Annotated in this window: 13 protein-coding genes and 1 pseudogene; 9 read left to right on the top strand and 5 right to left on the bottom strand. The window is 65.7% G+C overall.

Annotated elements, in window-relative coordinates; genetic code table 11:
- The first annotated feature begins 19 nt into the window (after positions 1–19).
- The 4 genes from AB0L59_RS20435 (at position 20) to AB0L59_RS20420 (ending at position 8,477) form a co-directional block, all read left to right on the top strand.
- The gene (locus AB0L59_RS20435; RefSeq protein WP_365585416.1) at positions 20–2,632 is read left to right on the top strand and encodes a class I SAM-dependent DNA methyltransferase; all 2,613 of its coding nucleotides are present in this window, start codon (positions 20–22) and stop codon (positions 2,630–2,632) included.
- Positions 2,622–3,845, top strand: coding sequence for a restriction endonuclease subunit S (locus AB0L59_RS20430; protein ID WP_365585413.1), 1,224 nt, complete (start codon positions 2,622–2,624; stop codon positions 3,843–3,845). Before AB0L59_RS20435 ends, AB0L59_RS20430 begins: the two co-directional genes overlap by 11 nt.
- Before the next feature lie 253 nt (positions 3,846–4,098).
- Complete coding sequence (locus tag AB0L59_RS20425) at positions 4,099–7,689, top strand: type I restriction endonuclease (protein WP_365585410.1); 3,591 nt, start codon at positions 4,099–4,101, stop codon at positions 7,687–7,689.
- Positions 7,690–7,745: 56 nt separating this feature from the next.
- Positions 7,746–8,477 (top strand): YgjP-like metallopeptidase domain-containing protein, encoded by a 732-nt coding sequence (locus AB0L59_RS20420; protein WP_365585408.1) that lies wholly within the window; start codon positions 7,746–7,748, stop codon positions 8,475–8,477.
- A 21-nt stretch (positions 8,478–8,498) separates the two neighbouring features.
- On the opposite strand, the gene AB0L59_RS20415 is transcribed toward AB0L59_RS20420, so the two are convergent.
- Positions 8,499–8,762, bottom strand: coding sequence for a helix-turn-helix transcriptional regulator (locus tag AB0L59_RS20415; RefSeq protein WP_365585688.1), 264 nt, complete (start codon positions 8,760–8,762; stop codon positions 8,499–8,501).
- A gap of 725 nt (positions 8,763–9,487) precedes the next feature.
- Here AB0L59_RS20415 and AB0L59_RS20410 point away from each other — a divergent pair.
- Entirely contained in the window at positions 9,488–10,501 is a 1,014-nt protein-coding gene (locus AB0L59_RS20410; RefSeq protein WP_365585406.1) for a hypothetical protein, read from the top strand.
- Positions 10,502–11,012: 511 nt separating this feature from the next.
- Positions 11,013–11,711: a hypothetical protein gene (locus tag AB0L59_RS20405; protein ID WP_365585404.1), complete on the top strand. Its 699-nt coding sequence runs from the start codon at positions 11,013–11,015 to the stop codon at positions 11,709–11,711.
- Between the two features lie 181 nt (positions 11,712–11,892).
- Here the strand turns inward: AB0L59_RS20405 and AB0L59_RS20400 are convergent, their stop codons facing one another.
- Positions 11,893–12,489, bottom strand: coding sequence for a hypothetical protein (locus AB0L59_RS20400; protein ID WP_365585401.1), 597 nt, complete (start codon positions 12,487–12,489; stop codon positions 11,893–11,895).
- Positions 12,490–12,654: 165 nt separating this feature from the next.
- On the opposite strand from AB0L59_RS20400, the gene AB0L59_RS20395 reads away from it, so the two are divergent.
- Positions 12,655–13,419 carry a hypothetical protein gene (locus AB0L59_RS20395; RefSeq protein ID WP_365585713.1) on the top strand — a complete coding sequence of 255 codons (765 nt, stop codon included), beginning with the start codon at positions 12,655–12,657 and terminating at the stop codon, positions 13,417–13,419.
- 63 nt (positions 13,420–13,482) lie between these two features.
- Here the strand turns inward: AB0L59_RS20395 and AB0L59_RS20390 are convergent.
- Positions 13,483–13,831 (bottom strand): annotated as a pseudogene (locus AB0L59_RS20390) (tyrosine-type recombinase/integrase); the annotation flags it as partial.
- A gap of 371 nt (positions 13,832–14,202) precedes the next feature.
- Between AB0L59_RS20390 and AB0L59_RS20385 the strand changes: the two are divergent.
- Positions 14,203–14,604, top strand: a complete 402-nt coding sequence (locus AB0L59_RS20385) for a hypothetical protein (RefSeq protein WP_365585399.1) — start codon at positions 14,203–14,205, stop codon at positions 14,602–14,604.
- 81 nt (positions 14,605–14,685) lie between these two features.
- The gene (locus tag AB0L59_RS20380; RefSeq protein WP_365585396.1) at positions 14,686–16,026 is read left to right on the top strand and encodes a VanZ family protein; all 1,341 of its coding nucleotides are present in this window, start codon (positions 14,686–14,688) and stop codon (positions 16,024–16,026) included.
- 1,106 nt (positions 16,027–17,132) lie between these two features.
- Here the strand turns inward: AB0L59_RS20380 and AB0L59_RS20375 are convergent.
- Positions 17,133–17,432: a hypothetical protein gene (locus AB0L59_RS20375; protein WP_186582017.1), complete on the bottom strand. Its 300-nt coding sequence runs from the start codon at positions 17,430–17,432 to the stop codon at positions 17,133–17,135.
- Positions 17,425–17,973 carry a bifunctional DNA primase/polymerase gene (locus tag AB0L59_RS20370; RefSeq protein ID WP_145887940.1) on the bottom strand — a complete coding sequence of 183 codons (549 nt, stop codon included), beginning with the start codon at positions 17,971–17,973 and terminating at the stop codon, positions 17,425–17,427. Before AB0L59_RS20370 ends, AB0L59_RS20375 begins: the two co-directional genes overlap by 8 nt.
- Positions 17,974–18,180 lie beyond the last annotated feature (207 nt).

Raw genomic sequence — 18,180 nt, 5'->3', positions numbered from 1 at the left:
TCCGACGAAGGACCGGCGCGTGGCCCGAATCACCCTTCCCCAGTTGGAGCGGCATCTCTTCGCCGCCGCTGACATCCTGCGCGGACGTATGGAGCCCTCCGACTACCGGGACTACATCTTCGGGATGCTGTTCCTCAAGCGGGCATCAGACGAATTCCAGCCCGAGTGGGAGCGCGTCTATCAGGAGCGGCTGAAGGCGACGGGCAGCGAGACGAAGGCTTTGCAGCGGGCTGACAACCCTGACTTCTACCGCCACGTCTTCTACGTCCCGCCCCGCGCACGCTGGTGGACCGGGCCGCACGTGCTCGACCCCGAGCACCCGGAGATGACTGTTCCGGGCATCGAGGGCCTCACCGCGGAGACCCGAGGCCCCGACGGCAACCCGATGAAGGTGGGAGAGTACCTGGACAAGGCGCTCGTCGCCCTACAGGACGGCAACACGAGACTGTCCGGCGTCGCCTCTCACATCGAGTTCAACGCTGTCGCCGGCAACAAGTCCCGCTTCACCTCTAATGAACTACTCGCCCTGATCAGGCACTTCAGTCTTTATCGGCTCCGCAACGAGGACTTCGAGTTCCCCGACATGCTGGGGGCGGCCTACGAGTACCTCCTCGGCCGCTTCGCGGACTCCGCCGGCCAGAGCGGCGGAGAATTCTACACGCCGCGCTCGGTAGTGCGAATGCTGGTGCGCCTCCTGGACCCGCAGCCCATGGAGAGCGTCTACGACCCCTGCATGGGGTCCGGCGGCATGCTCATCGCTGCCCGCGAGTATGTCGAGGAGCACGGCGGCAACCCCGACGAACTCGGCATCAACGGCCAGGACCGCAATCCGGCGTCCTGGTCGATGGCAAGCATGAACATGGTGCTGCACGGCATCCGCAAGTTCGACCTCCAGCACGGCGACACTCTCACCGAGCCGCTTCACCTGGACGAGAACGGACGCCTGACCACCTTCACCAAGGTCCTCTCCAATCCTCCTTTCTCCCAGCCGTACAACCAGGCACAGGTGGCGGCAGCCGACGAGCTACATGGCACACGCATGCGGTGGGGCTGGGCGCCCGAGAAGGGCAAGAAGGCCGACCTGATGTTCGTCCAGCACATGATTTCGGTGCTGGAGGAACGGGGCGTGGTCGCCGTCGTCATGCCGCTCGGCGTGCTCTTCCGAGGTGGCAAGGAGAAGGAAATTCGGGAGGAGCTCCTTCGCGACGACTGTGTGGAAGGGGTGATCGGCCTCGGCCCGAACCTCTTCTACGGCGTTGGAATCCCGGCCTGTGTCCTTATCCTGCGCCGCCCGCGCCGCAAGCATCCCGACCGCAGCAAAAAGGTCCTCTTCATCAATGCCGACCGAGAGTTCACGGTCGGCCGCAACCAGAACGAGCTGGGCCCTGAGCACGTCGAGAAGATAGTCACGGTATTCCAGCAAGGGCTGCAGCTTCCCGGCTACTCACGCTGGGTGGAGGTGAAGGACCTTCTCGCGGAGGGTGCCGACCTCAATATTCGCCGCTGGGTGGACAATTCGCCGCCTGCAGAGCCGCAGGACGTACGGGCGCATCTGTACGGCGGCGTCCCCGTGTCGGAGGTCGCGGCGCAGGCAGACCTGTTCGGAGCGTACGGGGTCGACGCGTCCACTCTGTTCGCCGCACGCGACGGTGATCCCGACTACTACGACTTCCTACCTGAGGAGCCTGACATCACGGTCGGCCGCATCGCGGAACAGGCCGCCGCGAAAGAAGCCTCCATGCGGGCTGCGTACGCGGAGTGGTGGACGAAAGGCTCGACGCTCTTCGGCAAGCTGGCCGAGGACGGGAAGCTGATGGACCTGCGGGCCGGGGTGCTTGCGGGCTTCACCGAGTCGATCGGAGCCATGGGCGTCCTCGACGAATACCGCACCGCGGGCATCATCGCCGACTGGTGGACGCACGCGCGCTACGACATGAAGGCTCTGGCGGCAGGCGGCTTCGGGCGCGTCCTAGAAGGTTGGGTCGACTCGACGGAGGCCATCGTGAAACCGGCGGAGGGATCGGTAAGCAGTCCTGGCTCCGCCCGGAAGCCGAAGACGACGGCCTCGGCTGCCGACCGCCGACGCGCAATGGACCAGCCTGTCGTACGCCACCTCATCCCGGACTTCCTCAAGCAATACGCGGTCGTGGAGGCAGAGGTCGCGGCGGCAGACGCAGCATACAAGGAGGCAGCGGACGCCCTGGCCGCGGCGCAGCCGCCGTCAGAGGACGGCGAGGATGACGGCTCCGCTGTGGAAGAGATTGCCGAGCCTGTTTCGTCCGAGGAGCTGGCCCATCTGGAGGCTGAGTTGGCGTCATACCGGAAGACTCGGACGGCCGCGACGAAGAAGCGCAAGGCGCTGGACGACCGTTTCCTGCCGGAACTGATGGCGGCATCGAAACTCGTCCTCGCGGACGAGGAGCGGACGCAAGAGGTCGTCTTGGCGGTGCTGGACGAGGATCTAACGAGGCGCCTCGACTCGGCAGTCGCAGTGGGGCGGCGCGAGCTGGTGGCAGTGTTCCGGCGGTGGGCGGAGAAGTACGCGGTGTCGTTGAGTGAGCTGGAGGGAGCGAGCGAGGCAACCCAGGAGGAGCTGCGGGGTTGGTTGGAGGAGTTGGGCTATGGGCGGTGAGATGGGACGCTGGCCCATCATCCGATTGGGGTCTGTGCTCGCGGAAAAGCCGAGAAACGGGTACTCGCCAAAGGATGTTCCGGAATGGACCGGGCTGCAGGCACTCGGACTGGGTTGTCTGACGAGCAGCGGGTTCGCGCCGGTGCAGATCAAGAACGTTCCGGACACGGCGCTGGCCCGACGTTGCGCGCTGGCCGACGGGGACGTGCTCATCAGCCGGGCGAACACTCGGGAACTCGTTGGCCTCGTGGGTCGATACAGGGCTACCGGATACCCGTGTATCTACCCGGACCTGATGATGCGGTTGCGCCCAGACGAGTCGCGGTGCCTGCCCGCGTATCTGGAGCTCGTCCTTCGTTCCAACGCGGTACGCAAGGCCGTGCGGGCGGAAGCACGGGGCACGAGCGACAGCATGGTGAAGATCAGCGCAGCGATGGTTGAGGGGCTCGAGATCCCGCTGCCCTCAATTGACGAACAGCACCGGATCGTCACCGCGCATGCCGCTTTCGAGCGGCGGATCGGGGCGTTGGAGAGGGTGCTCGGCAAGCTGCGATTTGCCGAGCTATCGCTGTCGACACAGGCGCTGGCACCCGCGCAATGCAATAGGTGGGACCAGGTCTCCCTAGAGTCTGTCGCTACAGTAGTCGCTGGCGTCACGCTCGGCTCCGAGCCCGTAGGTGACGGAACCGTCGAGCTTCCGTACCTGCGCGTCGCCAACGTTCTAGACGGCCGCATCAATACGGCCGACGTGAAGAGGGTCCGGATTCTCAGCACGCAGTTCGAGCGGTACGCCCTCAAGCAGGGGGACCTGCTACTCACGGAAGGCGGCGATCTCGACAAGCTTGGCCGAGGCGCGGTCTGGGACGGTCGCATCGAAGCCTGCCTGCACCAGAACCACGTGTTCCGCGTACGCTGCCGGGAGCGCATGACGCCGGACTTCCTTGCGTTGTACACCGCTTCGACCGCAGGCCGCGCCTACTTTCAGCGGGTGGGCAAGCAAACAACAAATCTCGCATCGATCAACTCAACTCAGGTGAGGAAGATGCCGGTTCCCGTGCCGCCGCTGGACGAGCAGGAACGACTGCTCGGACCTGTTCGGGCCACTCGGAAGCGGGCTGAGCTGCTGGAGAAGCAGATCACCAAGCTGCGTACGGTACAGCGAGGCATTGTCGAAGACCTACTCACCGGTCGCTCGAAGGCGTACGTCGCCTAACGACCCTGACTTCGCGCCGCACATTGGCACAGCCCGGTCCGTCGTCAGCACGTCGGCCGGGCTGTCGCTTTCCCGGGGGCTACGCCCTCGCTCAAGGCCAGGTGGTTCGACCTGGCCCCCGACGCCACATGTCCTAACGGCTTGATCAAAGTTCGAAACGCCTCTGGCCGACTCTCTGCCCGGACGTAGGGTTGCCCGTATGCCCCAGGATGGCACTGGAGCGCAGCGCACTGTGAGGGCAGGGAGTTCAGCGGTGAGCGGGCGGCGGGAGCAAGAGGTGTCGGGGTACGCGGGGCCGGAGTACGTCAAGACCGAGAAACCGCTGATCGAGCAGCTGATCGGGCTCGGGTGGGAGTACCTGGAAGGCGCCCCGCCCGGTGACCCTGTCAGCAGCGCGGCGCCATCCCAGCGGGCGACGTATGAGCAGGTCGTCTACGAGAACCGCTTCCGAGACGCTGTGGCGCGGATCAATCCAGCTCCTGGAGGCGGCGGTACCTGGCTGACCCCCGCCCAGCTCGACCGTCTCCTCGCACTCGTACTTGGCACCGCCCCCGGCCAGGGGCCGGCCGAGCGTGGAGTGGCAGCCAACCTCGCGGTGACCAAACTGCTGCGCGACGGCGTCAACGCCCGCACTCTTCCGGGGTGGAGGAAGGGCGATCCCCAGCACGTCCAACTTGTCGACTGGGACGGGGAGAACGGCGGGCGCAACGACCTGCTGGCCGTCAGCCAGCTCCGTGTGGACCGCAAGGGCCTCTCCCACGTCACCCCGGACCTGGTGCTGTTCGTCAATGGGCTGCCCTGGGTCGTCATCGAGTGCAAGGCCCCACTCACGTCCGGAAGTGGCAGCAGGGCCGCCCTGGACGATGCGGTCGGCCAGGTGTGCCGCTACGCGAGCCTGGACTCTCCCGCTCCCGTGCCCGAGTTCACCCGCTACGCGCAGGTCCTGATCGGTACCGACCGGACGTACGCCGAACTCGGTACCGTCACTTCGGCTCCCGAGTACTTCACACCGTGGCGTACGACCGAGCCCGCGCCGGCGGACGGCTGCGTCACCGACATGGCCGTCCTCGCCGCGGGGGTGCTGACCCCGGACCATCTCCTCGCCCTGGTGAAGGACTTCACCACCGAGCGCGGGCAGGGCGGTCGTACGCTCAAGGTCGTCGGCCGTTACCAGCAGTTCCGGGCTGTACGGAGGATCGCCCGTGCGCTGCGGGAACGTACGGCGGCGGTCGCGGCGGGGCACGACACCGGCCGGCGGGGCGGAGTCGTCTGGCACACCCAGGGCTCCGGAAAGAGCCTCACCATGGCTTTCCTCGTGCGCCACCTTAGAAGCAGCCATGAGCTGAAGGGGTACAAGGTCGTCGTCGTCACGGACCGCATCGACTTGGAGAAGCAGATCCTGGAGTCCATGGCCGCGGCCGAGGAGACCGTTCACCGGGCTGACGGAATCGCGGACGCTCGCGCGCACCTCGCGGTGCGGGTGCCGGACGTCGTTCTGGTGATGCTCCAGAAGGCCCAGCGCGACGATGCCGCCTATGACGGGCGCGACGAGAACCTGGGGACGGAGGACGGCAGCGAGGACGCCCACGTCCAGGTGCGGGTCGCGAACCCCAACCCGCACATCGTGGTCCTCGTCGACGAGGCGCACCGCGGCCAGGACAGTTGGTTGCATGCCCGACTGCGCGCCATGCTGCCGAACGCTGTGCTCATCGGTTTCACCGGCACACCGATCATCGGTGGTGCCCGCAAGAAGACCGAGGAGATCTTCGGGCCGCTCGTCGACACGTACACGCTGCGCGACGCGGAACAGGACCGGTCCGTCGTTCCGGTGCGCTACGAGGCGTACGAAGTACCGCTGGAAATCGTCGAGAAGGCCGCCCTGGACGCCACGTTCGACGCGCAGGTGCCCACCGATCCGGAATGGCGTGAACGCGTGCTTCGGAAGTTCGCGCGCCAGAGAGAGGTCCTCGAAGCCCCGCCCGTGATCGCCGACAAGGCCGACTACATGCTGCGGCACTGGGCGGTCAACGCACTGCCCGACCGCTTCGGTGCGCAGCTCGTGGCAGTGTCCCGGCACGCGGCCGTTCGCTATCGGGATGCTCTGCTCGCCGCCCGTGACCGGCTGGTCGGACAACTCGACGCGCTCGACCCGGCGCTGTGCTACGACCCGGCGGCGATCCTTGATGCCGACGAGGAGACACGCAAGCTTCTCGCCATACTGCCGCACCGTGACATCCTCGCCTCCATCAATGCCGCAGTGGTGATCCACGGCGACAGGCAGAGGGACCCCGCGGAGTGGCGGAACTGGACGTTGAAGTCCCGGCAGGACGCCTACATCAAGCGATTCAAGGCGGGCCTCGGCGACCCGCTCGACGCCGCCATCGACCCTTCCTGGGACGTCGACCCGCATGGCATACCGGGCCAGGGGCTGCCCTCATCCGGCGCGCCCGTGACCGACGAATGGCTGGCAGGGAATGCGGCTGACGCGGAGGAGGACGATGACCACGGCGGTGCTGACGGCGACGACCGGGAAGCCAATGAGCCGCTGGCCTTCCTCGTCGTCCAGTCGATGCTGCTCACCGGCTTCGACGCACCCGTCGAGCAGGTTCTCTACCTGGACTGCGCCCTTTCCGGCGTGGGACTACTACAAGCCGTGGCCCGTACCAACCGACCGTATCCGCGCAAGAAATGGGGTCTGGTCGTCGACTTCATCGGCATCGGTCCCGAACTGGCCCGCTCCCTGCACGCGTACGAGCAGCACCACCTGCGTGAGGTCTACGGTTACCAGAACGTGTCCGTCGACCACCTCAGCCGGGACTTCAAGGGAGCGCAGCCCACCGGCGACGGGCTTCTCCTCCAGGCGGACGCCGCCGCCGACCGGCTCCTCAAAGACCTGCACGGCTCAGTCGCCCGTTTTCTCGAAGCGCGGAGACTCGCGTCGTACGACGCGCGCGGCATCGTCTCCCTGGCCGACGATCAGCGTCGCGAGGAGCTTGTCGACCTGCTGGCCGACCCGCTGGCACGCGGTGAGTTCGACGAGCTGGCGCGCGACTTCCTCACTGCTCTGGGGGCCGTCCTACCCCGGCCGTACGCGCTCAACTACGAGCAGCTCGCGGGCCACCTCGGCGAGGTCCAGTACCTGGCGCGGCAGAGCTACTTGGACGGGCGCGACGAGTTCAGCCCGCGCCGGTACGGGACGAAGGTGCGGAGGCTCATCTCCGACCATATCCGGGCCACCGGTGTTGAGCTGCGGGTCCCTCCTGTGGAGCTGACCGCTTCTGACTTCGTGGAACGCGTCGACGCTAATCACGACGCGCGCGCCAAGGCTCGCTACATGGTGAGTCGGCTGCGTACGCACATCACGGCGAAGATCGGGACGGACCGGGCCCGCTACGAACTGTTCAGCAGCCGTCTGGAGGAGATCGTCCAGCGGATGCACCAGGACTTCGAGCAGGCCGCAACCGATCTCGCACGGCTCGTCGGCGACGTCACCGAGGACGTCGAGGACTCAGGGCCGCACCTCGACCCGCTGACCGAGGGGCCGGTGTACCGGGCGCTGGTCAGGGAGCTGCAGCGAGCTGACGCGGTCGCCGTGCCGGCGGGGGTTGACCTGTACCAGGCGGCTTGCCGAATCTCCGTCGACATAGCGAACCTCGTGAGGCAGCCGCACTTCCCCGCGCAGCCCGATGCACGCAACGACGTACGCAGGGAACTCCGCTTCAAGGTGGCCGCTCACCTTCACCTGGAATGGGAGGAGACCGCGGACATGGCAGCGGGACTTCTGGAACTGGCCGTGGAGCGACACGGCGACTTCCTGCGCCATGGAGCGCGACCACGTCAGTAGGAGAAGCGTGGAGGGCCGTGGCGGCTCCTGTCTGCGCCAGGTGGTACGAATGCGGAGTGAGTCTCACCGTCCAGTCCGCCCTCGCGTCACTCCCCATGCCACGAGAGTGGACGTGGCAGGTCGTCGTGCGGCCGCGACGCCGGACGCTGGGGATCGAGATCCAGGAGGACGGCGGTGTGCTCTTCGCGGTGCCGTCGGACGCCGATCCGCAGGCCGTCGCCGACGCTGTACGTTCTCGGCTGCCCCGCCTCGCCGACGAGGTCGAGCGGCGCAGGCGCGGCGGAGGAGAGCCGGTCAAGGAACTGGTGGGCGGAGCGAGCTTCGCCTATCTCGGGCGTCGCCACCGGTTGAAGGTCGTGCCCGCCGAGCCGGGCGGGCGGGTGCGACTGCACCAGGGCTGGCTGGAGCTGCCAGAAACCAGATGTCCGCGGGAGGGCGCTCGTCTGATCGCCGAGTGGTACACCGCACGAGGCAGCCGATGGGCCGCCGCCCGCGCGGCCCCCCTGGCCGAACGCACAGGAGTCACCCCGGGGGATGTGACTGTTCGAGACCTCGGAGAGCGTTGGGGGGCCTGCCAGCCGGACGGTTGTATCGCTCTGCACTGGGCGCTGATGCAGTTGCCACCGAGCCTGGTGGATCTGGTTCTCGTTCATGAGCTGACACACCTGAGGGTCTCCGCTCACGGTGCAGCGTTCCGGCACAGGATGCGCATGGTGCTCGGAGACCTGGAGTCGTTGGAGCGCCGCTTCGCAGAGGCCGAGCCAGTGCTGTGGCGAGGAGCCGTCTAACCTGGCAGGGTGAACTTGCATTCACGATCTCGACAAAACTGAGCGCCCCACCCCACCTCGCAGACGCGAGAGCCGGCGCGGACTCACGAGGGCATCGCGTACGGCGGGGACATCGTCCTGTTGCCGCTCGTCTTCCGTGAGCACTGTCTGACCGAGCAGATCCCCGAGAGGCACGCGCAGGATGCGGGACAGCTCTGCGAGCATGTCGATACGGGGCGGTTTCCGGCGTCCCGTCTCGATCTGCGCAAGCCAGTCAGTGCTACGACCGACCAGACCAGCCAGCACCTCTGGCCATTTAGCCGCGCCGCTTTCGGTACAACGCGATGCGCTCGCCGATGCTGAGGTGATCTCCAAGACCACGCATGTGGTGTTGCCTCCCGCTGCTGAGTAGGGGCGTCATTCACGGTACCGACGCGGCGGGGAAGGGGTAAGCGATCTCAGCCCTTACCGCCGATGGCCAGCCTGCGGCACTGAGCAGGAGAGGCCCCGGACGGATTGTCCGGGTCTGATGGAACCGCGCTGAGAGGTGTCCGCACTGTCCGGCTGTCCAGTTATAACTCCCACCTGCACAAACAGCCCGGACAGCTCAAAGTGTCGCCGTCCGGGCTGTCCGGTCACAGACGGCTGCAACACCCCGGGGGTGTTGCAGCCCGTCGGCGAAGCCGACCTCTCCAATGGACGTAGGAGCCGGAGGCGACTTCCGATCTGCTCTGGCTTAGGAGCGAGATTCGGAACTTTCCCCTACCCGATCAAGGCGCCAGGCCCACCCGCCCGGTGCGCGTGGCCCCGCTCCAGGCTTCACCCCACTTCAGCCAGCGACTCGGGCGGCGCTGCGACCATCACCCACCCGGTAGAAGGCCTAGTGGGAGCATCGTGGACGACTGACTAGGTCTCCCCGATGAGCGCGTTCCGATGATATCTTCCCTGGCTACCGGGAGATCGAGAGGCTAATCACCAATCGAGACCATTTCGGAACCTGTATTATTGCGCAGCTAGAAATTGGGGGATCTGTGGATATTTACGCCACGTATGCGAGACCGAACGCCCTTGCGCGCGCAATTCCGAATGGGGTGATGTCCGAAAACTTTCACTCCCTATGGGATCGCGCATCTGAGCACAAACTCGCTGGAGCCTTCAAAGCCAGCATCGTCGAGGAGGTGATGAATCTAATAATCGACCTTTACCAGTTGCCACTCTTGGAGCAGTTGAGCCAGCCTAAAGTCGGAGAGTGGTTCTACCACGTAGGATCGGTGCGCTTTCGTAGGACAGGGTCCGACACCCGACAAATATCCATACCTCTCACCGGAAAGACTTGGGTAGGTACATTGTGGGACGAAAACATGCTCACCACCTCTTCGTCTCACCACATGAAGAACCTCATGACCAATGGCATAGTAATTGGCTGCGTCACCTCCGAGACTGACGCCGACATTTTCGCCGTGGGTCGCGAAAACATACTCGGAACGACGGGAATCTCCGAGACCGCGAAGATCATCACTGGCAGTGACACATTTGCTGGCCCGGATGCACTCTCTGACGTGATCAGCATGCTCTTGTCAAGATACCAGGAGGCGATATCTCATACACGCGGGCACCAACTACTCAAAGGCGATCAAGAAGAAGACTGTCAGGTATTGTTTGACATCCTTGCAAAATATTCAGGGACAGAAGTGGAAGTTCATCGCGAAGTAGAGACAGGTGTGGGACCTGTCGACTTCGTGATTTCTGGATACGGACAACAACATGCCCTCGAATTCAAGGTGGACCGCAAACGTACTGACACTTTGAAACATGGGCTATGCTGCCAGCTTCCCAGCTATCTCAATGCGAGGGGCTATCACCAGGGCTGGTACGTCGTCATCGTTTCAAACCAGGCGACAGGAAGCGGTCGCAGCCAAGAGGTTTTCGATTTTTTGAACGAACAAGATTTCCCCGCAGAGATTCACATCAGAGTGATCGACGGCCGACGGCAGGAATCTGCATCTAAGCGCAAGGACGTCATCCCGACCGCCGAGGCCAGGTAGGGCCAGTAACCCAGGGGGCGGTTTCGGCTCTCGGTCGGCACTGCCCATGCCTACGCACGGCCGTGGCCGATCTGCTCGCGGACCGAGCCCCGGCCTGCTCAAGATCCTGCGCGAGAGCGACCCAGACTTGTTCTGCTCGACGGCACCCTCACCGAGTGCGACTGTGTGGCGACAGCTGCGCGGACTACTCGGCCAAGCACGCCATACCATGGCAGAGAGCGATGAGAGGCGCTTGAGGTGTATGCGTGCAGGAGCAGCTCTCTAAACGATTTCCTCAAGCCTGTCCGACACACCTCCGACACAGTCTGTGTCGCTGTGGCCTTCTGACAGACTCCACCGCAGGTCAGAGAGTCGTGCGACGCGATTGACGCATTCACTCCGGAGCCGTGTTGGCTACCGAGGCCGTCGGGCACTCTGCAGCATGGTGAGGTGAGGGTCTTGTTCGTCATCTCGCCCGGCACGGGCAGCGGAGTTGCTGTCCCTCCTCCTTCGCGCAGGGCAGGATGAGGTCATGGCACCCACCGACTTGTCTTGCCTGCAGTTGCCACGCGCGTGTCATGAGGCTCTTGCCAAGCAGCGGTCGGAGCGGATCGACAGTCACACCATCCCCGTAGCGACCACCTGGTGGAACACCGAGCTAGCCGCCGTTGGCTTGCCTGGTGCGCCAATGGCCAGTTCAGATGTCACCCAGCTCAGTCGCGGTGACTTGTTCGCGGATGCTGCCAAGCTCGACACGGACTCCGACGAGGAGCTGCTGCGTTTTCTGTGGCGCGTACTCGCCTGGGGTAGCGGCATGAAACTCCGCCTCAATCGCAAGCGCATGCGAGCTGTGGCGGATAGCCCGTCCTCAGCCGTGGCGGCTCTGCGCCAGGCTCTGCAGGCCGCCCGCGAGGATCCGGCACGGGCATACGAAGCTCTGCACCCGCGAGACCGCAACGCCATCGCGTATCTGGGCCCGGCGTTCTCGACCAAGGTCCTGTATTTCGCCGGCCGCGGCGCTCTCGATCACCCATGCGCGATCCTCGACTCCCAGGTGACCGCTACGCTCAGAACCATCTGCACGTGGGACTCGCTCGGTGACAACGCGTGGCCCGCCAGCACTTACGTTCGGTACTGCACACTCCTGGACCGCTGGGCCCACGAGGAGGGCAGGCGGTTCGGGCGCCGCATAGGCATCGACGAGATCGAACGCTGGCTGTTCAGGCCCTGAGACAGAACCGAGGCGCAGGGCGTGCTCGACGCGGCCGGCGACTCGACATGGGTCGAGGTGTCGACGAGCGGCGGCGGACTGCACGTCTGGGGTCACGGCGCGCTGCCGGGCGACGCGGGCCGCCGGCTGAGGGTCGGCGACGGAACGGTCGAGGTGTACGCGAACGGCCGGCGCATCGCAGTTACGGGGCGGACCTTCGGTGCCGCGCCACGATGCTTGGGCGACGTGCAACGGTTGATCGACGAGCTGTTGACGTGATCATTTCCGGCTCGTGCGCTACGTAGATCTCCCGTATACGGTCCGCGACCTCTCTTTGTACGCCGTGCAGTTTGGCGATGGCACTGGGCAAGGCGTTCTGTGCAGCGTCCGGGCCGTCCTCGACAAGGATTTCCGACAGCTGCTCGTATTGCATGTGGGCGTTGATGACACGTGTGCGCAGGCGGTCGGGGATGACGAGCCCAGCAAGCCGGTTGATTTTCTCGCGGTGTTCGTTCGTGATGCGTTCCAGCTCGTCGGCGACTGCTCTGATCTCGCCCAACTGACGGGCTAGGTCTTCAGCGGTTCGGCGCCGTGTTGGAGTTCGGGAGCTGAGACGGTGCCAGGCGCACCACTGGTTGATGTTGTCCTCCGCCACGAGTAGAAGCTCGGAAAGCTCCGCGTGAAGGTCCTGCAGATGTGCGAGTTCAAACGTCTCGCGCCGGTCTGCAAGAGTGCGGGCCCGCTCAGCATCGCGTGCCGCTCGCTCGCGCCGCGCTTGGGACGCGTTGTTGATCAGCACGCCCCCAAACACAACGCCCTGCCCTAGCAGGAATGACCCAACTGTCCAAAGCGCAGCAGCCCCCGGTATCTCCACATGGGCACCGTATCCACGTCACTCGAACTGCGCGCAGGGATTGGAGGTACAGCCATGGCAGGCAACGGTCCGCCCCCGAAGGCTCGTAAGGTGCGGCACAAGGCCAACCCCGTCGCGCAGACCATACTGCGGTGGGAGCGCGCTGAGCCGCCCCAGCTGCCCGAGTTCCGAATCGAGCGCGACGGACAGCTCGTCGAGTTCGTGTGGCCCGGGCGGACGCGCGAGTGGTGGCAGATGTGGGTCGACTCGCCGCAGGTCGAGCACTTCGGGTCGTCCGACTGGCAGTACCTGCTCGACACCGCGTTGATCCATGCCCGGCTGTGGCGGGGCGATCTGTCGGCGGCGGCCGAGCTGCGGCTGCGCGTCGCGGCGTTCGGTGCGACGCCGGCGGACCGGGCCCGGCTGCGCATGGTGTTCGCCGAGGCGGACGGCGCAGACCAGGGGTGCGGCAGCTCGGGCGGTCCCCCGGCGCGCGAGCGGTGCGGGAACCTTCGGCCACTGCCCGGCGGGCGGGCGGGCGGGCGAGGGCAAGGGCGCGTAGTACCGGGGGTCGTCATGCCGTGGAGGGGCCTGTCCGGTACCAAAGCTGTTCCGCTGACATCCAACGCTGACATCAACGACCCCAGACAAGGGCGACAGACAACGGTCGCGGACAGCACCGACGCACGAGGCGAGGACCGACCAGGCCGCGGGCAGCTCGAACTCCTAATGCGGTGCTCACAGAAGCCGCGGCCGACGACAGTGACGGCAGCGCTGACGGCAACGGCGGTGGACGGCAGCGGTGCTCGACAGCCCGGCGCGGGACTGGCGTCGTGCTGCCGGCCCAGCCCACCGATGCCTGCCCGCATCTTCTAAGCGCCTGTGCCGCCGGCAGTCGCGAGCCCACTGGGCAGTGATGCCCGGTAAAGGTCCAACCGCTACGACGAGGGTGTAGACCTCCATGGTGATGCTGATCTGTGAATGCCCAAGGATCTCCATCACGACTCGGGGAGCGACTCCGGCCGCCGCAAGGAGGTCGCGGTGCCGTGGCGGCGTCGTGCAGGCGGATGACGCGGAGGCCAGCGGACTCGGCGAGTGCAATGGCGGTAGACGTTGCGCGGCTCGACCGGGCGGCCGGTGCGGGTGGTGAAGACGCAGTCCGATTCCCGCCACCGCTCCCCCACCTTCGCGCGAGCAGTTGCCTGTCACATGCGGTGCCAGTGCAGGGGTGCGATGCAGAGCACGAGGACGGGACGGCGCGACGGCCCAGGCTCTTGGGGTCGTCGTCGCATGGACCCCCTACGACGCTGTGCAATTGGGTGATTTGCACCAATTCGCAAGGTGGGCGGCAACGGGCTTGCAGGCGGCGTGTTCGCTCAGATCATCACACCTGGATACACGAGTCGTCGATGCGGCAGGGAGCCGTCCGTGTCGGGTCGGCCTGCCACGTCGCCCGCTTCCTCCCGACTGCCTGCCCCGACTGCTGACGACCTGTCGCTTCCTCACTTGCCTTGCGTGGTCAGGAGTTTGGGTCACCCGAGGTCAAGAGAGCCGACCCTCAAATGATGCTCAAATCGCATTGCGCAACCTGTAGCCAACCACTTACGTTGTCCGCGTTCTGTCAAGATCATGTTCACAATCCAGTTGCAAGCAGGAGAGATGATGAAGCTTCGACGCGTTGCTACCGCGACGGCGGCCGCCCTCATCGGCCTGGGCGTCACCGCCCCCGCCGCCGTGGCCGGAGGCAACTATGACTACGCGACCTCCCGCACCTCGCTGAGCAACGGCTACCTCTACACCCAGCTCAGCACCGGCTCCGACTCGTCCCACATGAACGTCAAGGACTGGTACAACAAGTCCGGCGGCGGCACCATCAGCGCCCGGTTCGGCTACAGCTACCACAGCGGCACCCACTACGGCTCCTGGTTCAGCCAGTCCTCCGGGACCACCAAGGCCGCCCAGTGGAGCAACGTCTACATCAACGACTGCCAGAACGTTGTCGGATTCCTGGACGTCAGCGGCCAGGGAACGTTCTACAACGCACCCGTGACGGGCTGCTGACACGAGGCCAGCACAATCGAACTGCCCCCGCCCCTGCCCGGGCGGGGGCATGCCTCTTTCCACCCTCCCACCGAGAGCCCCATGATCCAGACCCTCCTCAACGACCACACCCTGATGGGCACCGTCCTCGGCGTATGCGTTCTCGCCGGGCTCATCGGTCTCCTCGTAGCAAGGGCCACGCATCAGCCGCTCATCGAGAGTTGCCTGGCGGCGACGTCGACCGCGCTGATCCTGGGAGCAACTCTGTACCCGCTCTCCCTCAACGCCCCGGCGAACAACGTCTGCTACATCGAGCGTGACCCCCTCCTGGGTTCCACTACCACCCAGGGGCTCCTGAACATCGCATTGTTCATACCCGCCGCAGTGGCCTGGACCTGGCTTACACGACGCCCCATCTCCGTCGCACTCGCCTTCCTCGGACTGTCCGCCGGCATCGAAACGGTCCAGGCCATCACACCAGGCATGGGCCGCGCCTGCGACAGCACCGACTGGATCACCAACGCCGTCGGCACACTCATCGGCACCGCAGCAGCCGCCCTCATCCTCTGGCGTCGGCACCGCAGCACCCATCTCACCCGGCCCGGCCGACACTTCGTACGGGCTTTCTCCGCCGCCGTGATCGCCATCGCCGCGCTCTGCGCCACCATAGTGACCCCCGTCATGTCCGAAGTGGCGTGGGCGCACGACGCATCCGATCCGCAGCGTAAAGCGGCCCTGGAAGCAGCCAAGGAGTTCCTGCCGCCCACAGCACACGTCGTGAAGGTCCAGTTCGCTGCGGGCTCCGGAGAGACCGGAACCGTGCAGCTCACCACCGACAAGGGCTCCCTGATGATCGACTGGCCGTCACGAGAAGTGCAGTCCGGAATGATCGGTCCAGCCCCTGAAGGCGAGGCGCCCACGCAGGATCACGTATCCAATGAGGAAGCGACCAAGGTGGCGAAGCGCTTCATCGACGACCACTTCTCCTGGGCACTTCCGGCAAAGCAGTCCATCAGCTCGGTCGGACCCCATAGCGAGGCACGCCTCGTGTCCTGGCGCCGCTACAGGGACGACGTGATGATGCCGATGCGTATGGACGTAGTGATCAGGCCCGGCGGCCACGTCGCGTCATTCACTGCACGTCACGTGCAGGATCCTGCGCTGCCCAAGGTCCGCATCAGCCAAGGCCAGGCTGTCAAGGCCGCTTCCGTGGCGCTTGACGGTCATCCAGTGGCTTCGTCCGTGCTTCTCGCTGCACGCGATGAGCGGGGCCGGTGGCGCCCGTACTGGATGATCACCCCCAAGAATGTGATCCAGGACGGTGCTGTTCAGGACGGCGTGCCCGACAGCTCTTCAACGGAAGCCAGGACAGCCCTTGTTGACGCTGTCACTGGCAAGATCAACGACAGGATCAACCTCGACACCGGTCCAAGCGCCGACTAACTACGACCCGCTTCTTACCGGGCTTAGTCAGCCGGGCGCGGAACCTGCTCAGCACGTCGGCGTCGAGGTCGGTGTCAGTCGACTCCGTGCTCATGGCGTACTTCCAGCCATCGTCCGCACGGCTATTGCTGCGGCCCGTCAGTTCTCCTGGCCGCAACGCCGTCTGGTCGATGACTCGTAGGTCCCGTCTCAGGGACGGTCTACGCCTCGGATCAGAGAGCGCCGCTGACCAGCAGATTCCCTGCCCCGCAGGGCCAGTTCTTGGTCCATGCCTGGTCCCCCCGCTGATCCACAACACGACAAGGCCTCATCAGAGTGAGTCAGCCTAAAGTGAGGGGGTGTCCCTCACTGAGGGACACCCCCTCTGACCAGCACGTGATCCGGGACAACTCAGGACGTCGCTGGTGGGGCGAGCGATCGCTGCAAGTTGTGCGCCAAGGCTCTCTCGTGGGCCAAGTTCAACAGGGAGACGGACCACACGCGCATGTCTGCGCTGCTGAAGCGCTACTGGCACAGAAGCGGTTGGTGTCAGTGGCATGCGTGTGGCGAGTGCGCGCACCACATCCGCACCAGGTCGGGCGGGGAACAGCAGGGAATCACGGGAATGCGCCATCACGTGCCGAGGCTCCCTGTCCGCCATTCGCCCAGGTCAGCCGCAATTCGGGGTCACGCGTCCTCTCAGCTTCCCAAGCTGATGGCACAACAGATGTGGCCTGTCGTCCGTCCGGGCTGCGGCGCTGGGGCGCCGGTCCCGGCCGGACGGCAGGCCACCTGGCTAGACCCTCGCTGAGCGTGTCTCGGCTCAAAGCGATGCGGAAGCCGAAGGACGCGCTTCACGTTCCGTCGCCTCCAAGCCGGCCTGGATGAGCCCTGCCAGGAGCAAGGCCGCTTCAGGCCGCACTGTGCCGAGGCGGACCAGGCCGTCACCGCGCACATTCACGTCCGCCGTGAGCCCCGGAAAGTCCGCCTCCAGCCCCAGCGCAGCGAGTTGCTCAGCGAGACAGTCGGCACCGCGTCGAGCCTCACCCCAGCCTCGGACGTAGCTCACGCCGACTGTGAGGTTCTCGGCGCGTGGGGCGATAACTCCGCGTCGGTCTGTCATGACTTCACTCCCTCGGTTCGCGGTCAGTCTCGGTGTCGGGGTGAGGCTCAGCAGCGCTCGCCAGGGCCAGGCGCAGCAGCTCGGCCAGGTGCTCGGCAGTCGCAGGCGAGACGCGGCCCAGTTCGACCAAGCCGTGGCCGAAGGCGTTCAGGTCGGCGCGCAGGTACGGGAAGTCACGCTCCATGCCCGCACTGATCAAGGCGTCGCGGAGGGCCGTTGTTGCGTCACGAGCGGCGTACCAACCGTCGCTGTCCAACGGGGACCAGCGCGCTGCGTCAAGGCGGCCGCGGGATTCCTCATGCACCGGAAGTCGACTCCTCCGGATAGGCCGCCATGGCGTCAGCAGCGGAGGTGAACCGATCGCCGTAGCGGTCGACGCGTGCCAGTAGCTCGGCGGCAGCGACAAGCACTGTTGCCAGGGCGATCGGACGGAGCGGATTGGCCTCTGGACGCCGTACCGGGGCCCGGAGCCATTGGTAGCGGTCGCCGCTCAGGGGCATGGGCCCCGGCACCACCACCACGGATTTGAGACCGAGGTACCGGTACTCCGGCGGCTCGCTGGTCTCGCGCCTGAGGAAGTAGGTGAACCAGTCGCGGCTGTTGGAGCTAAGGAAGAAGCCGACCCTGCGGGCCCGGTGGTCGACCATGACCGGGCCGCATGGCAACTCGCGGCGGCACATCTGATCGAACGTCTCCAGGCCGAGCCGCTGTTCCACCGACACCACGTCGAAGAGGCGGCCGGCGGGAATCATCGACGGGCTACGCGGGTCGTCCGCCCAGAGCGCCCGGCACATCACCGGGTCGTCCGCCGCTGCCGACAGCCACTCGATGCCTCTCCTGGTCATCGTTTGCACGTCTTCTTCCCACCTCAGGTCGGCTACCCCACGGCGCCTGAGCCGCAGTGGGTTCAGCGTCCCGGGACTGGCACTGACCAGGGCAGATGACGACAGGTGACGGGGGATGACGAGTGGCGCGGAAGCCCGTCACCCCCCGTCGTCCCGAAGTGGTGGTGATAAATCCCGTTCGCCGCTGCCAACGGGGTTGTAAAGCGC

Origin of the sequence: Streptomyces sp. NPDC052109 (assembly GCF_040680195.1) — a bacterium.
Lineage (GTDB): Bacteria > Actinomycetota > Actinomycetes > Streptomycetales > Streptomycetaceae > Streptomyces.
Note: the sequence above shows the minus strand (reverse complement) of the source record. Positions and strands in the feature narration are given on the sequence as shown.

Excerpts from the sequence above, each read along its gene's own strand:
- AB0L59_RS20430 (WP_365585413.1), top strand. The coding sequence starts at position 2,622 with ATGGGCGGTGAGATGGGACGCTGGCCCATCATCCGATTGGGGTCTGTG.
- AB0L59_RS20405 (WP_365585404.1), top strand. The coding sequence starts at position 11,013 with ATGGCACCCACCGACTTGTCTTGCCTGCAGTTGCCACGCGCGTGTCAT.
- AB0L59_RS20385 (WP_365585399.1), top strand. The coding sequence starts at position 14,203 with ATGATGAAGCTTCGACGCGTTGCTACCGCGACGGCGGCCGCCCTCATC.
- AB0L59_RS20380 (WP_365585396.1), top strand. The coding sequence starts at position 14,686 with ATGATCCAGACCCTCCTCAACGACCACACCCTGATGGGCACCGTCCTC.
- AB0L59_RS20370 (WP_145887940.1), bottom strand. The coding sequence starts at position 17,973 with ATGACCAGGAGAGGCATCGAGTGGCTGTCGGCAGCGGCGGACGACCCG.